The 26,599-nt window shown below is 47.2% G+C and carries 7 protein-coding genes and 1 pseudogene; 4 read left to right on the top strand and 4 right to left on the bottom strand.

What is annotated here, in order from left to right; genetic code table 11:
- Positions 1-20: 20 nt before the first annotated feature.
- The 4 genes from Xvie_RS15035 to Xvie_RS24195 are packed head-to-tail and all read left to right on the top strand — an operon-like array spanning position 21 to position 23,004.
- Positions 21-6,251 carry a non-ribosomal peptide synthetase gene (locus Xvie_RS15035; RefSeq protein WP_086110072.1) on the top strand — a complete coding sequence of 2,077 codons (6,231 nt, stop codon included), beginning with the start codon at positions 21-23 and terminating at the stop codon, positions 6,249-6,251.
- The gene (locus tag Xvie_RS15030; protein ID WP_086110071.1) at positions 6,248-18,142 is read left to right on the top strand and encodes a hybrid non-ribosomal peptide synthetase/type I polyketide synthase; all 11,895 of its coding nucleotides are present in this window, start codon (positions 6,248-6,250) and stop codon (positions 18,140-18,142) included. Before Xvie_RS15035 ends, Xvie_RS15030 begins: the two co-directional genes overlap by 4 nt.
- Complete coding sequence (locus Xvie_RS15025) at positions 18,139-19,236, top strand: Gfo/Idh/MocA family oxidoreductase (RefSeq protein WP_086110070.1); 1,098 nt, start codon at positions 18,139-18,141, stop codon at positions 19,234-19,236. The genes Xvie_RS15030 and Xvie_RS15025 overlap by 4 nt, the downstream gene beginning before the upstream one ends.
- Positions 19,237-19,248: 12 nt before the next feature.
- A complete protein-coding gene (locus Xvie_RS24195; RefSeq protein WP_279625680.1) occupies positions 19,249-23,004 on the top strand; it encodes a salicylate synthase in 3,756 nt (1,251 codons plus the stop codon).
- A gap of 148 nt (positions 23,005-23,152) precedes the next feature.
- On the opposite strand, the gene Xvie_RS15015 is transcribed toward Xvie_RS24195, so the two are convergent.
- The 4 genes and pseudogenes from Xvie_RS15015 to Xvie_RS15000 form a co-directional block, all read right to left on the bottom strand.
- A complete protein-coding gene (locus tag Xvie_RS15015) occupies positions 23,153-23,503 on the bottom strand; it encodes a DUF1493 family protein (RefSeq protein WP_086110068.1) in 351 nt (116 codons plus the stop codon).
- On the bottom strand, positions 23,497-23,940 hold the full coding sequence (locus tag Xvie_RS15010; protein WP_086110067.1) for an STM2901 family protein: 444 nt from the start codon (positions 23,938-23,940) through the stop codon (positions 23,497-23,499). The genes Xvie_RS15015 and Xvie_RS15010 overlap by 7 nt, the downstream gene beginning before the upstream one ends.
- A gap of 285 nt (positions 23,941-24,225) precedes the next feature.
- Positions 24,226-24,516: pseudogene (locus Xvie_RS15005) on the bottom strand (type II toxin-antitoxin system CcdA family antitoxin).
- Positions 24,517-24,843: 327 nt separating this feature from the next.
- Positions 24,844-26,599 (bottom strand): Immunoglobulin-like domain BIg-containing protein (locus tag Xvie_RS15000; protein ID WP_139838865.1); only part of this gene is annotated, 1,756 nt, incomplete at its 5' end.

The following is a 26,599-nucleotide window of genomic DNA, read 5'->3' as shown; positions in this document are numbered from 1 at the left end:
CATTTTTATAGGATTTTTTCATGCACATGGATCTTCTCTCCCCTGATTCGCTGCGCCAGCTTATTTCTGGCCTGTTTAATCAAAAAAATATCTCGGTGGACGATGACGACGATTTAATTCGCAGTGGACTGGATTCAATGCAAATAATGGCATTGCTAAACCAGTTCAGACGTCAAGGGCATCGCGTTACCCTGCGTGAGCTTTATCAAAAGCCAACCCTGTCTGCCTGGAGCCAGCTTCTGCAACGCCATGCACCGGTTTCACACACAGTATCCCAAGATATAACGCCACAGCCACGGATGCCATTACCACGAATTGCAGATGCTCATCCATTCCCATTAACGGCTGTACAACATGCTTATTTTGTCGGGCGTTCACCGGAACAAATGTTGGGGGGAGTTGGCTGCCACCTGTATCAAGAGTTTGATGGTATCGGGTTGGAACCAGAACAATTGGAGGCTGCGATTCATGTGCTGATTCAGCGGCATCCGATGTTGCGCGTGCGATTTTTGCCAGATGGACGCCAGCAAGGAATAGCCAGCGCTTATTGGAAAAAATTAACGGTTCATGATCTACGTAACCTGACAACAAATGAACAACAACAAGCGCTGAACAACATACGTGAACAACTAAGTCATCGAGTATTACAGGTTGAAGAAGGTGAAACTTTCGATATTCAACTTAGCCTGTTTGGTGATAATCAACATCGGCTGCATACAAATATCGACCTGTTAATCATGGATGCTGCCAGTTTCAGTCTGTTCTTTACCGAACTGGCCGCAGTAATTGCCAAACGCAGTCTGCCTGCCATTTCTCCTGACTATGATTTTTGCAGTTACCTAACGCAATATCAGAGCCAATTCGGGCAAACACGACAGGAAGCAGATTTATTTTGGCGTAGCCGGTTAGACACCTTGCCACTTGCTCCCCAGCTTCCTCTGGCACGAGACCCTTCCCTGATAAAAAATGTCCGGATTCAGCGCAGATGTTTCCAGTTAGCGCCTGAACATTGGGAACGTTTTAAACAATTAGCGCAGCAAAACGGAGTTACGCCAACCATGGCATTGGCAACTGCATTTGCCGCTTTATTATGTCGCTGGAGCAATTCAGCACGCCTGTTGTTTAACCTAACACTATTTGACAGGGCTTCGCTGCACCCTGCGGTTGACAACATTTTGGCGGATTTCACCAACATTCTGCTATTGGATATTCCCGGTGATAATTTACCGTTCTGCCAACTGGCTAAGGATGCACAGGCAACATTTGCCGAAGCTTACGAACATCGTCACTGGTCTGGCGTAGAAGTTCTGCGTGAACTCAAGAAACGAGGCAACCATCCACACGGTGCCCCAATTGTATTTACCAGCAATTTAGGCCGGCCTTTATACGGTGAGAATACCCGTGATGTTCTGGGAAAACCAAGTTGGGGAATATCACAAACACCTCAGGTATGGTTGGATTTCGTTGCTTTTGAACATGAAAACGCGCTCAACATTCAGTGGGACAGCAACGATGAGCTCTTCCCTGATGGCTTAATGGATACTTTATTCACTGCCTACCAAGGGCTTATTGAGAATCTGACAGAAAATGCTGCGCAATGGAGCGAGAAACTCCCTGATCTGATGCCTGCATCGCAATACCATCTGCGACACCAAATCAATAACACACTTGAGCAGCTACCAAACGCCTTGTTGCATGAGGGAGTATTTGCACAGGCAGAACGTACTCCCAATGCTGTTGCGTTGGTAACTCACAACCAAAAAATGAGTTATGGAGAACTCAGTCTGGCAGCCCGTCGGCTGGCCGCCGTACTGCAAAAAATGCCAGTTATGCCAGGAGATCGGGTTGCCATTAGCATGGAAAAAGGCATCGGGCAAATTGTCGCTGTATTAGCCACACTTTATGCCGGCGGTGTTTATGTTCCAGTCCCCGTAGATCAACCATTAAACCGACGTCATGCTATCTGTGAAAGTGCCGGGATCAATGTTGTTATCATTGACTCTGAACAGAAGAATACGCCTTGGTCACAGGATGTACACTGCATTTCCTGGCATCAGGATGAGCAATTACCGCCTTTAGCCAACATGCCTAAGTGCGCGGTGACCGAACCTGCTTATATCATCTATACCTCTGGTTCAACCGGAATGCCAAAAGGTGTGGTGATTAGCCATCAAAGCGCTCTCAATACCTGTCTGGACATCAACCGCCGTCATCAGGTTCAAAGCAGTGACCGGTTGCTGGCACTTTCTGCCCTGCATTTCGACCTCTCCGTTTATGACATTTTTGGCATCCTCAGTGCCGGAGGAGCACTGGTATTAATTAACGAATTACAACGCCGCGACCCATCAACTTGGGAAATGCTGATCGGGCAACATAACATTACATTATGGAACAGCGTGCCCGCACTGTTTGATATGTTGCTGACCTATTGTGAAGGAATGGAAGTAGATGCGCCGAAAACGCTTCGCACTGTGATGCTGTCCGGGGATTGGATCGGCTTGTCACTGCCTGAGCGCTATCGGGCGTTCAACCCTGATGGTGTATTAAGTGCCATGGGAGGCGCAACAGAAGCGGCTATCTGGTCGAATGAATATATCGTCAAAGAAGTTGATGCACAGTGGCGTTCTATTCCTTATGGTTATCCGTTGGCTAACCAGTGTTACCGTGTCGTGGGTGAAGATGGCCGTGATTGCCCTGACTGGGTTGTCGGTGAACTTTGGATTGGTGGTGCTGGTGTAGCATTAGGTTATTTTAATGATGAAGAACGCACAGCCGCCCAATTCATCGTCGATCAGGGAGAGCGCTGGTATCGCACGGGTGATTTGGGGTGTTATCACCCCGAAGGCTGGCTTGAATTTATGGGGCGCCGCGATAGTCAGGTGAAAATCGGGGGTTACCGAATTGAGCTGGGAGAAATTGATGCGGCCCTCAATCAAGTAACCGGTATCAGTAAAGGCGTTTCATTAACCAGTGGCGAAAAAGAGAAATCGCTGGTGGCGTTCCTTGAATTGGAAGGCGATGCTTTATACCAACAAGTAAATCGCGCTCCGCAATTACCAACAAACTATCGTGATCTGTTTCCTGCAATGCAGGTAATAACCAATAAGACCGGTCAACCTGATAATAGCAGTGAATCCCAAGTTGCAATATTTCTGTTGGAACATCTGTCGCGTCACGGTATTACGTTTACGTCACCTCAATCACTCACCGATTGCCTGCAACACTACCAACTTCAACCGGAATACCATGACTGGTTTGCCCGTATGCTGGCGTATCTTTGCCAATGCGATTTACTGGAATGCAACCTGCCGGTTGAATCTGCGCATCACGTATACCAAGCCGCATTGTCATCCGCTACATTTAATAATTCATTTAATAAACTCAATAATGAAGCAGGATGTGTCCCTGAGCGCTGGCATTCCACACTGCGTAATATTCTTACCGGACAACAGACTGCCGTCACATTACTTGATGATCCACAATTCGCACCGGAACAACAGCTCTTTGTACTACCAGAAACCCAACAATGGCTGGCTGGGTTAAAACACGTCATTATTGCCCTTTCCCAACGGTTACAACGCCCTGTTACCGTGATGGAGTTCGACGCACGCAGTGGTCTCTGTGCCCAATGGCTGGCAGAACATATTACTGACCAACATCTGTCCTATATCGGCTTTGAACGTTCTCAGGCACTGATTAACCAGATGCAAACACGGTTAAGCAGTTACGCTCATACGTCAGCAAAACGCTGGCCCGAACAAATTCCTGAATTACTACAACATCAGGCAGACATCATCCTGCTGAACAATGTATTACACCGGGAGGAAGATCCGGTAAGTTGCATCAAAGCGTTGCTGCCTCTGGCACAACCCGGTGCGTTGGTATTAGCAATGGAGTTGCAACAAGCCTCGTCTCTCTCTTTGATTACTACTGAATTGCTCTCACCTCACGGTATTCAATTACACTCTGCGTCACAGTGGTTATCTGTTCTGTCACCACTGTCAATACAGACAGAAACACCAATTACCATTGGCAACCTTAATGTATTGCTGATGCAAGCAAGTGACAGCGTCACCATTCCTGATCGGGGAAAAATTAAATCTGTGCTGGCACAACATTTGCCGGGATATATGATCCCGCAGCGCTTGCATGTTATTCCGCGCTTGCCCCTGACTCCTAACGGTAAAATTGATCGCAAGGCACTGGCACAAAGCTTATTGCCCGCCACAAAAACAGAAGCTCCATGCCAGAGTGAAATCACCTTATTGAATACGCTGGAACAAACTGTTGCCGCCATCTGGCAACGCCTGCTGAATACAGAGCAGTTAGGCCATAACAGCGACTTTTTCCAATTGGGCGGTGATAGTCTTTTAGCTACACGTCTGATTGGTGAACTGGCACAACAAGGCCTTAAAGGTGAACTGAGCCATCTTTTCCGTAACTCACAATTAGCAGCGTTCACCGCTACACTGTCTCCTCTGCTTGCTCCTCTGTCTGAAACTTCATCGGAAGCATATTCAATACCCAAAGAGCAAGATAAAGATGAATATCAGCCTTTCCCATTAACCGAAGTTCAGCAGGCTTATCTGGTTGGACGCCATCCCGGTTTTGCCCTGAGTGGAGTTGGTGCCCATTTCTTCATCGAATACCAGATAGAACAATTAGATGTTCAACGTCTGAACCGGGTATTAAATCGTCTGATCCAGCGCCATCCGGTACTCAGAACTGTTGTTATTAATGGACAGCAGCGGATATTGAAAGATGTCCCAGTATTTTCAGTTAAACAACACCAATTCACTGATATTACTGAGGCAGACACATTGCGCGAACGTCTGTCACATCAGGTATTAGATGCCAGTCACTGGCCGGTGTTTGATTTCCAACTGGCACAAGACAACAGCCTTGTCTCCCGACTATTTGTCAGTCTGGATAATTTGCTGTTAGACGGGTTGAGTATGCAGATATTGCTGGCCGAATTAGAACAGCTATATCTCAACGAACAACATGAATTGCCGCCACTGAACGTCACATTCCGGGATTGTGTGTTACGTCAGCAACAAATGCCGGCGCATCAGAATTCGCTGCAATATTGGCAGGAGCAAGTAAAAACATTACCACTGGCTCCGCAACTGCCATTGCGTATTGCACCGGAAAGTATTCAATCCCCGCGTTTTATACGCTATAGCGATCGATTATCTGCACATGAATGGAATCAGTTAAAACAACATGCTGTACCTCATCAGATAACGCCTTCTGCGCTTCTCATCGCAGCTTACGCGGCTGTTTTGTCCGCTTTCAGCACCAAGCCGGAATTAACCCTTAATCTTACCCTTTTCGATCGCCCACACTGGCACGAAGACATTAAACATATTCTGGGAGATTTCACGTCACTGTCACTACTGGCCTGGCACCCAGAGAAAAACTGGTTACCAAGTGCACGGCGGTTGCAACAACAGTTATGGCAAGATCTGGATCACCGCCATATCTCAGCCATCAGGGTGATGCGTGAACTGGCACAAAGCCGTGGCTCCGATGCTGCCGTTATGCCGGTCGTTTTCACCAGTGCTCTGGGAACTCATGAAGGGCAATTCCTTTCACATTCATCATGGATGAAACCGGTTTGGGGTATCTCGCAGACGCCACAAATCTGGCTGGATCATCAGGTTTACGAATCTGACAACGAACTTTGCCTGAACTGGGATGCAGTGGAAGAATTATTTGAGCCACATCAGCTAAAAAACATGTTCAACAGCTATATGGCGCTATTGCGTACCCTTGCTGTACAGCCAGAAAGCTGGCATTCAGCGTTGGAACAGCTTATGCCACGTCAGCAATGCCTGACTGCTGTAAATAACATAGCCGAAGACATAGTCGAAGATAACGCTTCTGTAGTTATTGCGTCATCACCGCATGCGGAAGGGTTCGATCCACAAGTACGCCATGAAATATGCAGCGAAATTCAACGCCTGTTTTTATCTGTAATAAATCAACCTATCGATGCACAACAGAACTTTTTCGAGGCTGGAGCCAACTCGCTTCAATTAATTCAATTACATAGTCAATTACAACATGCAGGTTTCCAGCATCTTGCTGTTACTGATTTATTTGCTTACCCAACACCAGAGGCGCTCAGCTTGCGCTGCCGAAAAGATACCCAAGACGAAAATCGCCAGTCGATTACTCTTCGTCAACGTCAACAACAGAAGCGTCTGCAACAACGGGAAAAACGTCATAAAGGAGCTGCACAATGACTGATTTAACGCCTCACTACGATAATTGTGATCCCATCGCAGTGATTGGCCTTGCCTGTCGTTTTCCACAGGCACCAGATAGCGATACTTTCTGGCATAACCTGCAACATGGGGTTGAGTGTACGACCACACTCTCCCGCCAAACATTACTGGATGCAGGTATTCCCCCTGAAGTCATTGATAGTGAAAATTTTGTCAATCGGGCAGCGACACTGGAGAACGCGGAACAATTTGACGCCACGCTGTTTGGCTATTCACGTCAGGAAGCAGAAATGCTCGATCCTCAGCAGCGCCTGTTTCTGCAAACGGCCTGGCATGCCCTTGAACATGCCGGTTATTCACCACGGAATATCCATCTGAAAACAGGGGTTTTCGCTAGTAGCCGCGTCAGCACATGGCCTTCATGGTCACAATTCACTATGACCGATGTTGGCAAAGTTAAAGGACTACAGGCGCTAATGAGCAATGATAAAGATTATCTTGCGACCCGTACTGCCTATAAATTAAACCTGAAAGGCCCGGCCCTGACAGTACAAACAGCCTGCTCAAGTTCACTGGTTGCCGTACATATGGCTTGTGAAAACCTGCGTTCCGGTGAATGCGACATGGCACTGGCCGGTGGTGTGGCAGTTTCTTTCCCACAAGAAAGCGGCTATTTGTATCAACCGGGGATGATTTTCTCACCTGATGGGCATTGCCGTCCCTTTGATAGCCAAGCCAATGGCACCTACGGCGGCAATGGTGTCGGGGTTGTCACGCTGAAACGCCTGAGTGATGCGCTACGCGATGGCGATCCCATCATGGCGGTACTGCGTGGCAGTGCGATTAATAACGATGGCAACGAAAAAGTGGGCTTTACTGCCCCTTCGGTCAATGGCCAGCGCAGAGTCATTACCGAAGCATTACAACTGGCAGATGTCAGCATTGATGATGTCGGCATGATTGAAGCGCACGGTACAGGCACACCTCTTGGCGATCCGATAGAAGTTGACGCATTACGCAGCATATTTTCTGACCGTAGTTCGGCAGTATCGCCTTGTTATCTTGGTTCAGTGAAAAGTAACATTGGTCATCTCGATACCGCCGCAGGCATTGCCAGTTTGATTAAAACCGTTCTGTCTGTCTGGCATGGTTATATTCCGCCAACGATCAATGTACAGCAACCAAACCCAGCATTAAGACTGGAAGAGAGTCCATTCAGGCTGGCAACACAAGGGCAACATTGGACGCAAGAATTGCGTACCGCAGGCGTTTCTTCATTCGGTATTGGTGGCACCAACTGCCATATCGTGGTGCAAGCATTACCCGAAGAGTTACATCGTCGCCGTATCAATCAGTTGCAATCGCAATCTCATTCACACGTTCCTTCACAAACAACACCTTTGTTGCTCTCTGCGGCTTCCGAATCTTCATTGCGTCAATTGGCACAATGTTACGCGACGGCACTCAATAACACACCAGAAAATCAGGCAGATCTGGCCTGGACTGCATTGCAGGGGCGCGATATCTCTCTACCCTGGCGTTTAGCGTTAGTATTAACACCACAAGATGCTGAAAAAAACGCTGCGAGTTTATCCGCCTTTGCGAACCATAGCCCGGCACCAGACATCTTTAGCGGGCAAGTCAAGAGCGAAAACAAGCAACTGTGGCAATTCAGCGGACAAGGTTGTCAATGGTCCGGCATGGGAAAAACCATGTATGCCAGCTCCCCTGTTTTCTCAGCCATGTTGGATCGTTGCTGTGCTGCCTGTGCCTCCGAGTTGTCACTACCATTAAAAGCAGTGATGTTCGGAGAGCATGATGACGCATTAGCCACCACTGAATACGCACAACCGGCAATTGTAGCGCATCAAATTGCGCTGGCGGCACATTGGCGGGCACTGGGATTAAAACCTGATTACGTATTGGGGCACTCCGTCGGAGAATTCGCCGCTGCCGTTGTTGCCGGAATTTTCACGCCTGAACAAGTCATGCCGCTAGTCGCAGTGCGGGGCAAATTGATGCAAAAATGCGCCCAAGGTGGGGCGATGCTGGCAGTTTTTGCCAGCGAAGAAGATATTCTTCCCTTTACTCATTCACTGAGATTGGATCTGGCGGTTTGCAATGGCCCAAAACACTGGGTCTGGGCTGGTACAGAGACGGAAATTGACACACTGGCACAACGGCTGGAACAGCAACAGATTCGTTTCCAGCATCTTAGCGTTGCCTGTGCAGCGCATTCAGCCATGCTTGATTCAATTCTGGACGAATTTTCTCTGCGTTTTTCTCTGCATGATAGCCAGTTACAGCCTGCATCAGGAGAAATTCCGCTGATTTCTACCCTGACAGCCAATATTGCAATGCCTGAACAATTGGGTTCGCCAGACTACTGGCGTAGCCATATGCGTCAGACGGTGCGTTATTATCAATCCATTGAGTTTGCCCGCCAGCAAGGTGTTGCATTATTTGTAGAGTTCGGCGCTGATGCACAACTAACGGGGATCGGGCGGCGTGTCAGTCTGCCACAAGAAACGTGGATTGCTGGAGCCCACCGCCACAACTCCCCAAAGACAACTCAACACACAGCGCTAATGCAACTTTACTGCGCTGGTGTACAACTGGATTGGCAGCGTCTTTTCCCGCTCACGGGGGTAAAATGTCATGCTCCACTCTATCCATTTGATAAACAGCACTACAGCTTCACAGCCGCTAAATCTGTGCAACACACAGCCAATACCAATACAGGGCTGGATGTCAATTTCCTGCTCGATCCTGCTATTGGGAAAAATTCCGATGCGGCAATACTACGAGCACTGTATACCGAGGCATTGATATATCAATGTCATGGGCGCGAAGCTGAACAAGGTTTCAGCGCTATTGACATTATTCGGGCCGGTCGGCTGCAACCTTGCTGGCGCCCACTGCTGGAACAATTACTGACTTATTGTGTTCAACAAGGCTATTACCAGGAAGTTTCCGGGCCAACAGTCAGTCAAATGTATCGCCCTCACCATGCCCTGCCGTATGCCAGACGCCGGTTATTGGAGGCAAGTTTACTCACTGATTTCCCAGCATTAATTTATACTGGTGAACGCTTATTCGCTCTGTTGAGTGATCGTGCCGATCTGCCCCGCCAATGTTTATCCATAAAAAAACAAGTCATGAAAAAATCATGGCTGCCTGAACCACAGCCATGTCCTGATACTCACTACGCCCTGCATTGGCGCACAGTAAATATTGCGGGTAAACAGAAATCTCCAGCGACATATACCCTTCGTTCGTCAACGGCGAGTGACACGATTGCCAATCATTGGCGTCAGGCAGGTATTAATTTGCAGCCTGAAAGCGCAAATACGTTATTACTGCTCCAAGGCAATGATGTTGTTGAATTATGTGATCAGGTTATCAGCGAATTAAAACGTGATGATACAGCGTCTTTAACTGTTATTACCTGCTGTGCCCAACCGGAAACCACCTTATCAAAAGAGGATATCAATCCGGCTCAATACACTGTCTGGGCATTGCTGCGTGTCGCGGTTGAAGAGTACCCTCATCGTTGTATTCAGGCGATTGATATGGCTGATATCAACGATGCTGATGCTTTGTCATTAGCACTGGGCTATTTGAATGAACACAGGAATGAAAATCACCGCTGGTTGAGAGTGCGCGGAAATCAAGTTTCTGTGCCTGTTTTACAACGTCAACCATTGCCGTTATCGCAACAATCGATGTCAATTCCTCATCAGGGTTGGCACATCGTTACTGGGGGTATGGGCGGTATCGGTCAGATTTCCATCCGTTGGTTACTGGCACACGGTGCGCGTAAAATTGCCGTATTTGCCCGCCGCCAAAATGCGGACTGGGATGCTTTTGTGCAAGAGTTGTCACTGAATGCCGAATGTGAAATACGCTGGATTAACGTTGATGTTACTGATACGCCAGCCTTGTTAAACGCAGTACAAACACTGGCACAAGAAGATTGTATCGCTGGTGCAATTCATGCTGCCGGAATCGCTGATCATACCCGGCTGGCAGAACTTGGGCGCCCACGTCTGTCACAGATGCTAGCCGTCAAAGCCCGAAGTGCATCGGCGTTGCAAACTGCACTCCAGCAACATCATGCACACTATCTGCTGCTTCATGCTTCTGCCGCTTCAATGCTAGGTGCTCAGGGGCAGAGTGCTTATGCAATTTCCAACGCTTGTTTGGAATCTTTAGCGCTGACAGCACCCGATTCGTTAATGGTAAAAACGTTGGTTTGGGGTGTTTGGGGTGGCATTGGCATGGCCAGCGATAGGCGATTAGTGGAAAAACTGGCGCAGGATGGCATGTTACCGTTCAGCACAAATGAGGGTATCTGGCATCTCAATCAATCTCTGCGTGCCTCATCGCCTTGCTATCTGGCAATGCGGTTAGATGAACGTCATCCTGATATTGTTCGGCGTTTACAAGCTGACATTATTCATGTGGCCGAAAAACCTGCATCTTCACCTTCTGCCGAAGTCTCTGTAGATAGCACGCTCTATCAGGACAGTAAACAGCGGATTAGCTGGCTGCGTCAGCGTGTCGCGACACTATTGCGTTTAGAACAACCTGAACGTCTGGAGCCACAACAGGATTTATTGCAATTCGGTTTAGATTCCCTGCTGTTCCTTGAACTAAATTCGGTGATCCACCAGCAATTTGGTTTCAGACTAACCGCTGAATCGGCGTACCAGAATATGACACTGGAAGGGCTGAATGCACTCATTGGTGATGCATTGCCTGAACAACCCATAGCCTCTTCTCAATCTGAGATCGTAATTGACAGCGCCCAACATCATGAGCCATTTCCTCTGACACCAATTCAGCACGCTTACTGGATTGGCCGTACTCAGGCCATTGATTTTGGTGGTGTGGCCTGCCACGTTCTGTTTGAATGGGATCTGATGCTGAATAGCTTTGATATCCCGCGTTTTGAGAAGGCATGGAATGCTTTAATTCAGCGTCATGGCATGTTGCGCATGATAGTGGATGAAGATGGGCAGCAGAGAATTCTGCCTGAAACGCCTTGGTATGCTTTGTCGCAAGATGATTTACGAACGCTGGACGATATCACCTGTGAACAGGCTTTGACTCAGCGCCGTCATATCCTTTCCTATCAAGTGCCACCCGCGGAACAGTGGCCACTATTTGAAGTCTCTGTTTCGCTGTTACCGAATGAACGTTGTCGTTTACATATGAATCTGGATTTGTTGCAGTTTGACGTACAGAGTTTCCGGATCATGATGGACGATCTCCAACGGGCTTACCACCAGCAGCAACCATTGGCTCCACAAACATTTACTTTCCGCGACTACGTGATGGCAGAACAGGCGCAACGTGAAAGTAAAGAGTGGCGGGCATCATGGGCATACTGGCAAGAACAATTGCTTTCACTGCCTCCTGCGCCAAGATTGCCATTGAACCCACAACTACCTGAGCGTAGTCAGCCGCAATTCACGACTTATGAAGGTCGTCTGGCGCAATCTGACTGGCAATTGCTTAAGCAAAGCTGGAAAAATTGGGGAGTCACACCTTCTGCGGGACTGTTGACACTCTTTGCCCATACACTTGAATGGTACAGCCGTCATCCGCTGTTTACTCTTAACCTGACATTCTTTAACCGGCAGCCTTTCCATCCAGAGGTTCAAGAACTGATTGGTGATTTTACCTCTGTCATGTTGATGGATTTTGATTTACGCAAGACCACCTCCCTGCGTGCCAGCATGGAGAAAACCCAATCCTTGCTCTGGCAGCGGTTGAGCCACAGTCATATCAATGGTGTTGAAGTGTTGCGGGAACTGGGTCGCCAACAAAACGGTGAAACCCAAAGCAGGCAGCCATTAACGCCGGTCGTTTTCACCAGTATGTTGGGGATGGCACAAGAAGGTATCGCAATCAAACAATCCATTACTCAATTACTGGGTGATCCGGTCTTTGTCCTGAGCCAAACCCCGCAGGTCTGGCTGGATCATCAGGTTATGGAAGTGGATGGTGATCTGCTGTTTAACTGGTATTGCATGGATGATGTGCTGGAGCCGGGTATCATTGAAGCACTGTTTGCTGCTTATAACGCGCTGTTAGTGCAAATAGCGCAGATTTGCCGCCAGCCTGAACACATCGGGAATTATGATCTTCATACGCCGCCTGCTGGTCATGCTCGCTATGACTTCTGGCCACAGCATCCTGAATTGCGTCAGGCTGAGCAAAATCTGCGTTCTAAACCTGAAATACGGCTGGCAGAAATTCAGCCACGTCAGGACGATATTCAGGGTTACAATTTATGGCTGGTAGCAGAAGATCATTTATCATTATCGTTGCCAGAACCGCTGGTTATAAATACCGAAGTATTACCGCTGCCAACGTTAGCGGAACAACAAGCATTTGAACGCTCTTGGCAACATATTGAGCAACAAGCATTATTGGGTCTGGGCCAGACTTTACTGCGCCATAATTTGTTCACTTCTCCAAAAGAATGCCACACTCGTGAAGAGATCGAACAACGCTTACAACTGGCACCACAATATCAACGCCTGCTTACCCAATGGCTGACGTTATTAAGCAAACAAGGATTTATTGAAAAAATCGGTGACGAATACCGTTGTCTGCAACCGCTCAGCCAGATCCCTGCCCCTGCGGCAAAACTGGATAATGCAGTGTGGTGCCAAACTATCAGCCGTTATGTAGCAACATGCATTAACCAACATGACACCCTGCTTGCCGGACGTGGCAATGCATTGGAACTGCTGTTTGCCGATAAACAAACCACAGCCAGCCTCTACAGTGAGAACCCGGCGTTACGTTGTCTGAACCAAACTGCCGCTGAAATTGTCCGGCAATTGAGCCAGACATCCGAACATTTCACGGTACTGGAAGTGGGTGCAGGAACAGGGGCCACATCAGAAAAAGTCCTTAAATACAATGCGCAAGCTATTGACAGTTACCACTTTACTGACGTTTCACCGCTATTCTTGGATGATGCACGCCAGTTACTCAATCACTATGGCGAAATCGTAAAATTTGCCCTGTTCGACATTAACCAGCGCATTGATTTTAGTCAGCACCCTGAATCTGGTTATGATCTGATCATGGCGGTTAACGTCCTGCATGATGCCATCCATCTGAAAAATAGCCTGAAACGTCTGTCCCGCTTACTGAAACCCGGTGGATGGTTATTAATTATTGAATCAACCAAGCGCGAAAGTGCTATGCAGCTCGCCAGTGTCGGATTTATTGAAGGCATTAACGCTTGGGTCGATGATCGCGGTGATGATCTCGATGGTGATTACGGTAATAGCGCGCTGCTGGAACTGGCAGGCTGGCGTAAGTGTCTAGAGAAATCCGGTTATCGGGTTTCACTGGAATGGCCGGGACAAGATGGGCCAGAATTGCATCAACAACTGATTCTGGCGCAGGCTGAACAGCAAGCACGGCTGAATGTCAGTGAAATAGCGGCACAATTTTCCACTTTGCCTTACTCATTGCATATCCAACAGCAAGAACAGTTACCACTGGCTGTATTATCGCCGGGTTTCCGGTTGAACATAGTGGCCGCCAAAGAGAGCATGATACAGCCATTAACCACGGAAACTGTGCAATCGGAAACAGCAGACGAGCAGCTTCATGGTATTGAACAGCAAGTGATGGCGCTCTGGAATTCACTGCTTCCTCAGTCAATACAGCGTCACAGTGACTTTTTCCAAAGTGGCGGTGACAGCCTGATTGCTACCCGAATGGTGGTGCAACTACGCCGACAAGGTTACAAACAGGCCAATCTGCAACAACTATTTGAGCATCCCAAGTTGAGTGAATTTTGCCGTACCCTTCAGGTCATTGAGACAAATTCAGCGGCATTGGCAACACCACATCAAACTGAACCAGCATCAGAACAGATGCTGCCACTCACTCCCCTGCAATATGCTTATTGGCTGGGAGAGAGCCAACTGTTCCAGTTTGGTAACGGCATTGCTCACTTTTATGCTGAACTGGCTATCGACGGACTCGATCTGGCTCGTTTCACAACCGCCTGGAATCGTGTGATAAACCATCATGCGCAATTACGCGGTTATGTGGAAGATGGGCAATATCATATTCTGCCGGAAGTTCCCTGCTATACGCCGACGGTAATTGATTGTCGCAACATGGTATTGGATGAGCGCGAAACACAACTGAATAATGCCCGCGAGACTCTGCGTACTCAGGGGGTTCCCAGCGATAACTGGCCTCTGTTTGATTTAACGCTGCACCATATCGATGACCGGACGCATCTACTGCACCTGACCGTCGACCTGCTGGTAGCGGACGGGAAAAGCCTGACATTAATTTTGCGTGATTTACAGCATTGGTATCAACAACCTGACTGGCAGCCGGAGCCATCAACAGCGGCTATTGGTGACTATATTCAGGCACTGGAAAGTGAGAAAGCCGGAGAAACCTGGCAACAAAGCCGACAATACTGGCTCGATCGTTTGCCTTCATTGCCTGATGCGCCAGTGTTACCACTGAAAGATCACCAGTCACAACAACTGGATCAGCAGTGCCTGACAGGGTATATCAGCCCACAACAATGGCAGCGCTTGCAACAACGCGCAGCAGAACATCGGGTATCACCATCACAAGTAATGCTTACGCTATTTGCCCATATCTTGTCGGTATGGAGCAACAGCGAGCATTTCACTATCAATGTCCTGCATGGCAACCGCCTGTTAATGCCACAGCATTGCGATACGTTAGTCGGTAATCTGTCTACCACATCATTGCTGGAAGTGGATTTACGCAGTATCTCAGGATTCAGCGATGCTATAAGCCGGATACAAAGACAATGGTTAGCCGATCTTCAACATGCACTGTTTGACGGTCAATTAGTACTCAGAGAGAAAAACCAGCATCGCCACAACCTGAATGCCGGAATGCCGATCGTATTCAACGATACAACCGGTACGGCGGGCAAAGGCCCATCAGGGTTAGGAACACTGAATCTTTTTGGGGCGCAAACCCCCCATGTTTATCTCGATTGTATGCTCATTTCCGGCTCAGATGGCGGTGTCACCATACAATGGGCGATCTTGCCGCAACTGTTCCAGCCTCAAGTTGCAGAAAATATGTTTGCTCATTATCAAGCCAGTATTGTTGCACTGCTCGAACCGGATTATCAATGGAGCACCCCGCTTCCTGAATGGCTCCCGGCAAATGATCGCGCTTTGTGCCAGAACAGTAATACGACAAAAAGTGACTTTCCACCACACACCCTTTGCTCGTTGATTGAACAGGCAGTGAACCAGTATCCGCAACACATTGCTGTTGTCGATGCCTCTCGCCAGATCGACTACCACACTTTGTGGTCACAAAGCCTGACACTGGCAGCTCATCTGCAAGCACAGGAAAATCAGGCTTCGCCTTTGATTGGCACTTCGCCTCTAATTGGTATAGTGATGGAAAAAGGCTGGGAGCAGGTTGTTGCGGTCATTGCGATCTTATTGGCAGGACGAGCTTATCTGCCTATTGATGCCAGCTATCCGCAACAACGAATTGACCAGCTACTGGCATCAGGAGAAGTGGACACTGTACTGACGCAACCCAAGTTCGCTCAACAGATGGGCTGGCCTGACAATGTACAAGTCATCTCTCTGGATGAAACATTACTTAACAACTTGCCAGTAACCCGCGAGCCGCGTTTAGCTGTACATCCTGAAGATCTGGCTTATGTCATATTCACTTCAGGCTCTACCGGAAAACCGAAAGGCGTGATGATAGATCATCAGGGCGTGGTCAATACCATTCTTGATATTAACCAACGCATCGCACTCAATGAGCACGATAGCGTGCTGGCAATCTCAGAGTTAACCTTCGATCTCTCAGTTTATGACCTATTCGGCACGCTGAGCCGTGGGGCAAAACTGGTTATGCCTTCTCCCGGTGACAGTAAGCAACCCGATAAATTACTGACATGGTTACAACAGGAATCGGTCACTGTTTGGAACTCTGTTCCCGCTTTTGTGCAACTGCTTGAGGAATATGCCCGTAGCTATCCGCATTCCCTGCATAGTCTGCGCTGGATATTAATGAGTGGTGATTGGATACCAACCAATTTACCGGCCAAATTATATGCTCTTCATCCCGCACTCAACTTGCTGAGTTTGGGCGGTGCAACCGAAGCATCAATCTGGTCCATTGCCTATCCTATCGCACACGTTGATCCAAATTGGCACAGCATCCCATATGGTAAACCTCTGGCTAATCAGACTTTCTATGTGCTTAATACGGCTATTGCAAATTCAACGCTTTCGCCTTGCCCGGTCTGGGTAACCGGTGAGCTGTATATTGGCGGACAAGGATTGGCATTGGGTTATTGGGCTGATTCTGAAAAAACAGAACAGGCATTTATCACCCATCCGCAAACGGGTGAGCGGCTTTACCGCACAGGTGATTTAGGACGCTGGCTGCCAGACGGGAATATCGAATTTCTGGGGCGCAATGATCACCAGATAAAAATTCGTGGCTACCGGATTGAACTGGGCGAGATCGAACACCGTCTATGTGAGCACCCTGCTGTACAACAAGCATTAGTGTTTGCACATACGACGTCAACCGGTGCATTGCAACTGGTCGCGGGCTTACGTTTAACAGACAACGCACCAATATCTACCGAACTTTTACCGCTACTGCCTCACTGGTTGCAGCAAACTCTGCCGGTTTGGATGTGTCCACAGAGATTTATCATTCTCGATACGATACCTGTATCCGACAACGGTAAAATCGACAGACGCACTTTGGTTACTCTGGTTGAAGAATCTCACGAAGTTAATTCAATGCCATCTGCAACAACTCTCAATGCGACAGGACAAGCTGTATTAAACCTTTGGGAATCAGTGTTAGAGCAACAAGGTATCAATGTACACGAGAGTTTCTTTACCCTTGGCGGAGATTCTCTGGCGGCAGTACGACTGATGGTGAAAATCAATCAGACGTTCAACCGTCAGTACCCGCTCAGTTTGCTGCAAACTTACGATACCGTACATTCATTGGCTGAGTTTATTGAGCATCAACCGGAAAACACCTGCCAAGGAGTGATACTGAATAAGGGAAATGTTGAACAACCTGCATTATTCATTGTTCATCCTATTGGCGGACATTTGTTGGGATATCGTCATTTGGCAGCTGGTTTCAGCGCTCAACGCCTGATTGGTCTGGCATTTACACCAGCCAGCCTGAATACCGATAAACCTTCTGTTGCAGCGCTGGCGGCTGACTATATCAACCAAATCCGTACCTTCCAGCCTAAAGGCCCTTATTCACTGGCAGGCTGGTCTTTCGGCGGATTAGTCGCCCATGAAATAGCACATCAATTACGCGCTGCGGGTGAAAATGTTTCTCACTGCATCCTGATTGATAGCTTCGCTCCGAATGTACGTACTGATCTGACTCTGGATGAGACATTCTGCCACCGTCATTTCCTGCTCGATTTACAGGGGCAATTCCCTGATCTGGCGCTGGATAATAATGCGATCGCGGCCAATACTGAGATATTCCTGCAAGCACTGCATGAAGCACTGCCACAATCTGCGCAGATTGATAGCTCCCTGACCGCACTTTATGCCGTATGGTGCCATAATTTGCGCGCATTGCTTGACTACTGTCCACCACAGACTTCACAGCCTTTCAGCCTTATTCGGGCAGCACAGGCGTTGCCTGATTTTATGGATTACCTCGATCCAACAACAATCACCTCAACTGATCTTGGTTGGCAGGCTTTCGGGCCAGTTAACGTGACACAGCTTGATGGTGATCACTACAGCCTATTCCAACCCAAACATGTCAGCTCTCTGGTTACGTGTCTGAAAAACATTCTGAGTTCAGTCCCAACTATTGAGCCTGTTAAGGAGAACATATGATAAAGCCACGGCGGGTTCTGATTGTCGGTGCCAAATTTGGCGAACTGTACCTTAATGCGTTCCTGCAACCCCGGCAGGATCTGGAACTGGCCGGTATTCTGGCGCAGGGAAGTATTCGTTCGCAGCAATTGGCCCGTGATTTCAATGTGCCACTGTTCCGCTCATTGGATGAATTGCCGGACGATATCGATATCGCCTGTGTGGTAATACGCTCAGAAGTTATTGGTGGCAAAGGTGATCAATTAACCCAAGCACTATTGGCACGGGGGATTTCTGTTATTCAGGAACATCCCCTTGATGCAGAAGCCATCAAAAGGCATCAGGCAACCGCTGACAAACATGGTGTTATGTTTTGGGTCAATAGCTTTTACAGCCAGTGCCATGCCGGCAGAAGCTGGTTACATGCAGCCCATCAAACCAGTCAATTATCACAACAACGTCCGGTAAGTGGCTATCTGACAACCAGTCGTCAGTTACTGTTTTCCGCCCTTGACCTGTTGTTACAGGCATGTCATTGCCCGGAACAAGTTGAGGTAGTTTATGTGGGTCAATCGGGCAGCGCATTTCATTGTTTTGAACTCAGCTTTGCAGGGACAACGATAACGTTAAACGTTCAGTCCTATCTGGATCTCAGAGATCCAGATATGCACAACCTTGTCATGCATAAAACGACGCTGATTTGGCCCGCGGGTTACCTCACACAAGAAGCCAGTTATGGGCCGGTTATCTGGACGCCGGTTCTGCATGCACCAAATCATCTGAACAATGAGCAAAGCCTTTATCTGAACGCCAGCCAGCCGGATGGCGCTTACCTGCACCAAACAACATCACACATTCTTTGTCCGGCCACCAAAGACTGGATGACGGCATTTGAATGTGATGGTGCTGAAGGTGTGGCATTTCTACTCAATGCCTTGAGTTCTGTATTGAATGGCGCACTCTGCCCGCCTGCTTTTAGCTACGATTACCAACTACGGCTGGCAGGCTTGTGGCAACAAATTTTACACATGATGGGAGAGCCTGTTACTCAGGATTTACAACCACCGGTCTGGATTGATCCGGTTCAATTAATGCTGACTATTGATGCTAATTAAGGAAGAATGCTGATGAAGTGGGCACTCCCTGCACATCCGATGATTCGCCCGTGTCTGACACCTCGTGGTGAACCCAAATATACCCTATTAATCTGCCCCTTTGCCGGGGGCAGCAGCAGTGCATTTCGTCAATGGTCTGTGCTGGAAAACCCAGATATCGCCGTTTCACTGGTGATTTATCCCGGACGTGACAACCGCATGAATGAACGTGCAGTCACCGAAATTGCGCCATTAGCGCAATCACTTGCTGATTTGCTTATATCACTCACACCCGCACAGAGAGAGAACCTGATACTGGTTGGCCACAGTATGGGGGCTCAGGTCGCTTTTGAAACGTGCCAGCGTCTTGAACAGCATGACTGTTCTCCTAAGGCACTGGTACTTTCGGGGTGTCATGCACCCCATCTTCAATCCTGCCGTCAATTGAGTGGGTTACCTGATCATGAATTCATTGAACAACTGATTGATATCGGCGGTTGCAGCCCGATTTTACGGGAAGATCCTGATTTGTTGTCGCTGTTCTTACCCATGCTCCGTGCCGATTTTTGGGCTACGGAGCATTATCACCATGTTATTCAATCTGATTCAGTCAAACTGCAAACACCAACCCTGTTGCTTTATGGCAACGAAGACAAAGAGGCTTCCGCTCAGGAAGTTCAGCAGTGGCACCATTGGCTTTCCGGTGACAAGCAAAACCTTTCGTATTGCTGCCAAGAGATTGTCGGCAATCATTTTTATATCACACAAGAACCACAGAGTTTTATTCGTCACGTTACCCAATTTATGCAATATGTTTATCCACAAGGAGTTCGCATAATGGCACCTTATTCAATCCCAGGAAAAAATCTTACTATGACGCCAGACTATCTTTGGAATGGCGAAACCATAGACCAACAGCTTGCCGGATGGGCGAGTCTCTGGGGTGATAAAACCGCACTGATCTATCAGGAACAACTCGATCAAGAACAACGGCTGACTTACCGTGAACTCCATCAAGCTGCGGAAAGACTGGCAAGTGGATTATTCCAGCGCGGAATACGTCGTGGCGACAATGTCATGGTGCAACTGCCTAACCGCATCTCCTTTGTTGTCACCTGTTTTGCTCTGTTCAGGTTGGGTGCTCACCCAGTGTTATTAATGCCGACACAACGGGCACATGATGTTCATGCACTTTGCCAGATTGCTCACCCAGTGGCGTACATTATTCCGGATTGCATCCACGGTTTTGATTATCGGGAAATGGCGCGGGAAGTTGCGGCATCTTGCCCTGATATGCAGCATGTCATTGTTGATGGGGAAGCAGAAGAATTTACCGCATTGGCTTCCATTGATAGTGAACCACTCAATGTTTCCGGCCCATGTTATGGCGATATTGCCGTGCTCCTGCTGTCAGGCGGAACGACAGGTACTCCTAAATTAATTCCGCGTACTCACGATGCCTATACCTATGATTTTGTGCTTTCTGCCCGCTTGTGTTCAATAAATACCGAAAGCGTTTATTTAGCAGTATTGCCTGTTGCACATAACTTCACCTTAGGCAGCCCCGGTATTCTGGGCACGCTTTCTCAGGGCGGATGTGTACTTCTGAGTGACACTGCCAGTTGTGATGAAGCCATGCCATTGATCGAACAACACAAGGTGACACATGTAGCGCTCGTACCGGCGCTGGCCCGACTCTGGGAACAGGCCCGTGACTGGGAACAGAGCGATCTTTCATCCCTGCGTTGCTTACAGGTCGGTGGTGGCCGGCTTACACCAGAGCTGGCAGAACAGGTTATGGCACGCCTTGGGCCTTTACAGCAGGTATTTGGTACAGCGGAAGGCTTGCTTTGCTATACCCGACTGGACGATCCCCATGAAGTCATTATTAATACCCAAGGTCGTCCATTATCAGAAGAAGATGAAATCAAAATTGTTGATGCCAATCTGCAACCTGTTGCGCCCGGTGAAGTAGGCGAACTGATGACACGAGGCCCCTACACCATTACGGGGTATTACCGTGCAGAGCAACATAATACCGTCGCCTTCACCACTGATGGATTCTACCGCACCGGCGATCTGGTTCGCATAAGACCAGATGGTAATCTGATCGTTGAGGGACGAATCAAAGAGCAAATCAACCGCAGTGGCGAGAAAATCTCGACGCAAGAAGTTGAAACATTGCTGCTGCAACATCCAGATATTGATGATGCCGTTGTCATCGCAGTTCCTGATGAACTATTGGGTGAACGAATTTGCGCTTGCATACCAAAGAATGGCAATCAACCAGAACCTACTCAGATGCAGGCATTTTTGCATCAGAAAGGTGTTCAGCGCCATAAAATCCCTGATCAATGGTTGTTTGTGGCGTATTGGCCATTAACCACCGTAGGAAAAATCGACAAACGCCAATTAGTACAGATGGCACAAGCAGAGCACGGAAGTCCAATGCAGCAATATCATGAACACACTATCGCTATTACCAGTACTCCGTTAGATCTGGTCACTCACTTGCTTGCCAATCTCACAGAGAATGATGCACAACCTTGCACGCTCTATGAAATCAAAGGTGAATGGTCATTGGGAATAGGCTGCGCAGCCACCATCAGAGCAGATGCATCAGGGCAACTAGTTGATTCAAAAGGCAATCATCATCCATACGATATCAGTACATTAAGCCAAAAACTGGAGCTGGCGCTCAACGCCCTTCCTATCAAAGACTGGCGGGCTTATGGCAGAACATTATTTGAATTTTCCCATATGACATACGGGATACCCTTAGATCCATCATTAGAACAGCAAAATGAAGCATTAATAAAAATCACTGTTCCACAGCATGAATTACGCATTACTCAAGGACAGGTTCTGATACGGACGCTTGAAGAAAACCAGATTACCATATTAAGTGAGAAAGTCAGGCTGGCTGATCAAGCAGGCACACCCGTTTTCCCATATACAAAAGCGCTGGAAATTATCAACACGGCAGACGCGGAGAAACATTATCAGGATAATGTAGCGAATGCGGTTAAGGACATTGCCGCAGGTCACTACCAAAAAGTGATCCTGTCACGCAAAGTTGAGCTGGGTTCAAATGTTGATATAACACACAGTTACTGGCTGGGCCGTCAGGCTAACACACCTGCCCGCTCTTTCTTCCTACGGGATGAAGAATTTTCTGCTTACGGTTTCAGCCCAGAAACCGTGGTTGAGGCCGATGGTTCTGGTTGGGTCAATAGCCAACCACTGGCAGGCACCAGAGCATTGACACATAACAAGGAGCAGGATCAACGGCTGAAAGCTGATTTACTTTCGGATCCGAAAGAAATCGCTGAACACGCAGTATCTGCCAAACTCGCATTAGAAGAACTGGCCCCGATTTGTCAGGCAGAAACGCTTTGTGTAACGGAATTTATGGCTGTTCGTGAACGTGGCTCAGTACAGCATTTGGCATCACGCGTAAAAGGATTACTGCAAACAGATAAAAATCGCTGGGATGCTTTCATTGCCCTATTCCCGGCAGTCACCGCTTCAGGGATACCGAAGAAACCTTCTTTGGAAGCCATTGCTCGTTATGAAGGAGAACCACGCCGGCTTTACAGTGGTTGTGTCATGCTGCTGGACAGTACAGGCAAACTGGATGCCGCGCTGGTATTACGTTCTTTCTATCAACATAAAGGACGCAGTTGGCTCCAGGCTGGTGCGGGGTTGGTCAGAGATTCAAAACCAGAACGAGAATGGCAGGAAACCTGCGAAAAACTTGAATGCATTATGAAATATGTTCGCGCTTAATTCTGGTAAGAAGATTAAGAGCTTACTGGGATAGGTAGTCATCATATTTCGGGGGAAACCAGAGAATATCTGGTTTTCCCCAAATCGCCTGCTTTCAGGTCAAGCCGGCAAAACGGTTGATTCAGAACTATCATGGAAGTAGTACTATTTATTTGTAAATCCATCTCCCTGCTTTGGCTGACTCAACAAGCATTTTCAAGGTCAATGGTTCAGGTTCAATGTAAGGTATTCTCATGGATTTAGGCAGTAAGAAATTCGGGATCCAACCCGGCTCTTCGGGCCAGTATTTAAGGATATTAAACCCTTCCTTATCAACCTGAAACGTTTCAAAATAATCATTCATGATTTCTTCTCCAGTTTCCCAAGCCCACGGATGTGACCCCGTTGTCAGACTGGTACTAAGATCTAACTTCCAGGGTTTTCTGGAGAAGAAATATGTTCCATTCCATTTTTTTTGGTACCAATCAAATACCCACTTTTCAGTTTCATTGATTACCATAATTTATCATTACCATGAGCGATAGTATTATACTTATTTGTTGTTTTCCATGCGATAGTTGAAACATCATAAGCTAATATAATAATACCTAAGATCGGTATCCATCTCCCAACGAAAGCACCTAAGTTATTAACATAGCTGAATTTCAAGCGTTTAATACTTCCAGTGGTTAAAGTAGGCCAGTTTCTTACCTTAACTTTCAACCATTTTCGTAAATGATAGCTTAGATGGGAGGTTCCTTTTGTTGCGCCAATTGGTTTAGTCCTTGTGCCTTTAATTGGTTGACCGAGTATGATTAAAGCCAAGGTAGCCAAATCATCAACACCAAGTTGCTTTCCTGTTTCATCTAAAAAGATCCAAAAAAATAATTCTCCAGATGTCAAATTAGACATTCCATTAAAAAAATATGTCCCATTTGATTCTTCAACTGTATCCATGCCGCACTCCTTCTCTATATATGAGATAAGAATGTATCACTACCGATTGAGTGACAGAATAGTTAGTTGGTTTTTGTTCATCGTGTGTTTTGGTTTGATTACTGAGACGGTATCTTATATGGACATTATCAATCAGCCAGCTCTGACAGGAAAAATTTCGTGAATATATTGTATTAGATAATCCGACAGCAGCGTTGGTTATGCAACTATTAATTGCTAATAAACCCGTACTTAGGTATTCGTCAATAAAAAGCGGAAATAATTCCACTTCTGGGTATTGTGATATTACAGGCTCCCGAAAAAATCATCATTTGTTAGCATTCCCGTTCGTTCCATAAATGTGTTTATGGCTTTCATATCCTGTTTTTCCTACATTTGTTCTCTTTTTCTGGCTTCTATTTCCTGTGCCAACAATTTATCTAGTGTTGCTGACAGATTGATATTGATGTTGATGTTGAAAGTAATTTCAATCAATGCAGTAGTTAGGTATACATTCGTGCTTTTTTTAGTGCTATATCGTGAAGTTGTAGAAGTTTTCCCATAATAATATATCTTTATGTGCATTAGTCTGCGCATAATCATGACATTGAGAGAGTAAAAAAGAAACAGTAATGATACGTAGGGTAACCTCGATTCTTGCACCGGAGATAGAAGAAAAAATGAGTCTTGATTTTTTTGTCCATCTTTTCACCTGCTTTAGTTAATAAATTAAACACAACAAAAAACAAGCAATTACACAAATTTAGAAACAGGGTCAATTTATGTACATAATCAATTTAATTAGTGCCTATTTATTCATTAAATAGACACTAGTTTATCTTTATTTTTTATAGAATCATATTGAACCGATAGGAAAACTCAGACTTATTAGCTTTCATATTTTGTCAATTTAATGACAGAGTTTCATTTTTTACAACTGAGAATATGTAGTTCTGACGAATCGCTAATATAATCTTCTCTACCATCTAATAATCTTATTCTTGAATGGTAACCACTAGAATGAATAGTATCTGTTGTATACATAAAATCTGGCCAACCATATTTTACATACATATTCCCTTCTATTCTCCACAATTCTTTTGTTTTTTCTAGCGTTGCGACCCCATTAGTACAATGACGTATCATATTAGACCAAATACCCTCCGCATAGGTTTCTCTTTCTCTATTAGCACCCTTTCCATTTTCTTCCCCAATTTCCTTAAGTAATGCAGGCCTTTTAAATACGATGTTTCCAGTAGTAACCTCTTCAGTCATATGTCCCCAATAATTAGCCTTATTCGAATCAGGACTGGTAATCACGGTAAAAATAACATCCTGTGTCTTTTCCTTAGCACCGGGCTTATCACCCATGGTAATGCTCACGGGGGTTTTTAACCCGATACTGCTCTGATCCGTGACTTCAATAACCAGTTTACCATCCTGATCAGTACGACCGATGTACGATTTATCCTTGGTGTAAGTTTCTCCGTTAATCTTCAGTTGCGCGGTGGCGTCAATTTTATCCTTTTTTGCACGTCCCATTGCCTTATCCAGTTTCACTTCAATGGGCACTCCGCCAACGTATTGGCCTCCTGTTTTTATGGTATTGATAGTAAGTATAATGGCCTTATCTTTCTCAACTTTCACTGCCATTGAACCATCAGCATCCTTTTCTGGTGTCTCTGAGGTGATCGTAAAGTCATCCGCAATCCCTTTCACGGTACCGTCCGGGTTGCCCCCGGTGACATTGCTTTTCTTGGCTTCCTGCACGGTATCCGTTGCCACTGACTCCCCCAACATCATTTTATTATTACCCGACTTAAGCGGACTGCGGGGTACCATGGCGAGCTGGATAATCCGGCCGCTGTCTTCGGGTTTCAGGTTATACGGTGGCACGGTGCCACTTGCCCTGATGTGATGGTCAGGATCATCAACCAAATCGGAGATCCTTTTCTCTGGTGAGGTCGGTGCAGTGGGATCATCGGAGTCCGGGTATTGAATGCCCCAGAGATACACGGAATTATCCACATCATCCTTATCATTCTGCTTAAAGATGTACGAGCCTGTCAGTGCCTGCCCCATTTCCAGTGTCCCGTTAATCGTTAATCCCTCAATGATCGGCCCCCGGTTCGGATCAATAATTGCCCCGTCCGCGGTTCCTCCGATAAGGGTATGATCCTGACCCGTATTGATCACCGCATCAGTCCCGGTTTCCCCCAGGCCATTTTTCGGTGTGATGGTGATTTCCAGCAGTCTGCCGGTATCATCTTTACCCAGCGTGTAAGAAGGGATGGCACCACTCAGGATGTTTTTTCCATCAACGGTGCCCCTGGCTTCAGGGTCTGATACCTCCTCCCTTGGCCCGCCGTCTTTATCCTCCGGTCTTAAACGCTTCCAGACATAGGGGGATTTATCCGTGGCATTTCCGTTGTGGGCATTAAACGCATACTTAGCGGTTAAGGTTTCATTCAGGTACAGTTTGCCTTCCAGCAACAGGTCATCAATGGACGGTTTTGCTGCCGGATCAAGGACAGTGCCCGGTTTTGCACCTTTGGCGGTAGTTTTGTTGATGTCGGTATCGGTCATGCCGGTATCCACCGTTTTGGGATCACCCGCTTCATTGTTGCCGTTAACCGGCTTCACGGTGATCGCGAGGGTTTTCCCTGCATCGGCCTGTTCC

It is taken from the genome of Xenorhabdus vietnamensis (assembly GCF_002127535.1).
GTDB lineage: Bacteria > Pseudomonadota > Gammaproteobacteria > Enterobacterales > Enterobacteriaceae > Xenorhabdus > Xenorhabdus vietnamensis.
Note: the sequence above shows the minus strand (reverse complement) of the source record. Positions and strands in the feature narration are given on the sequence as shown.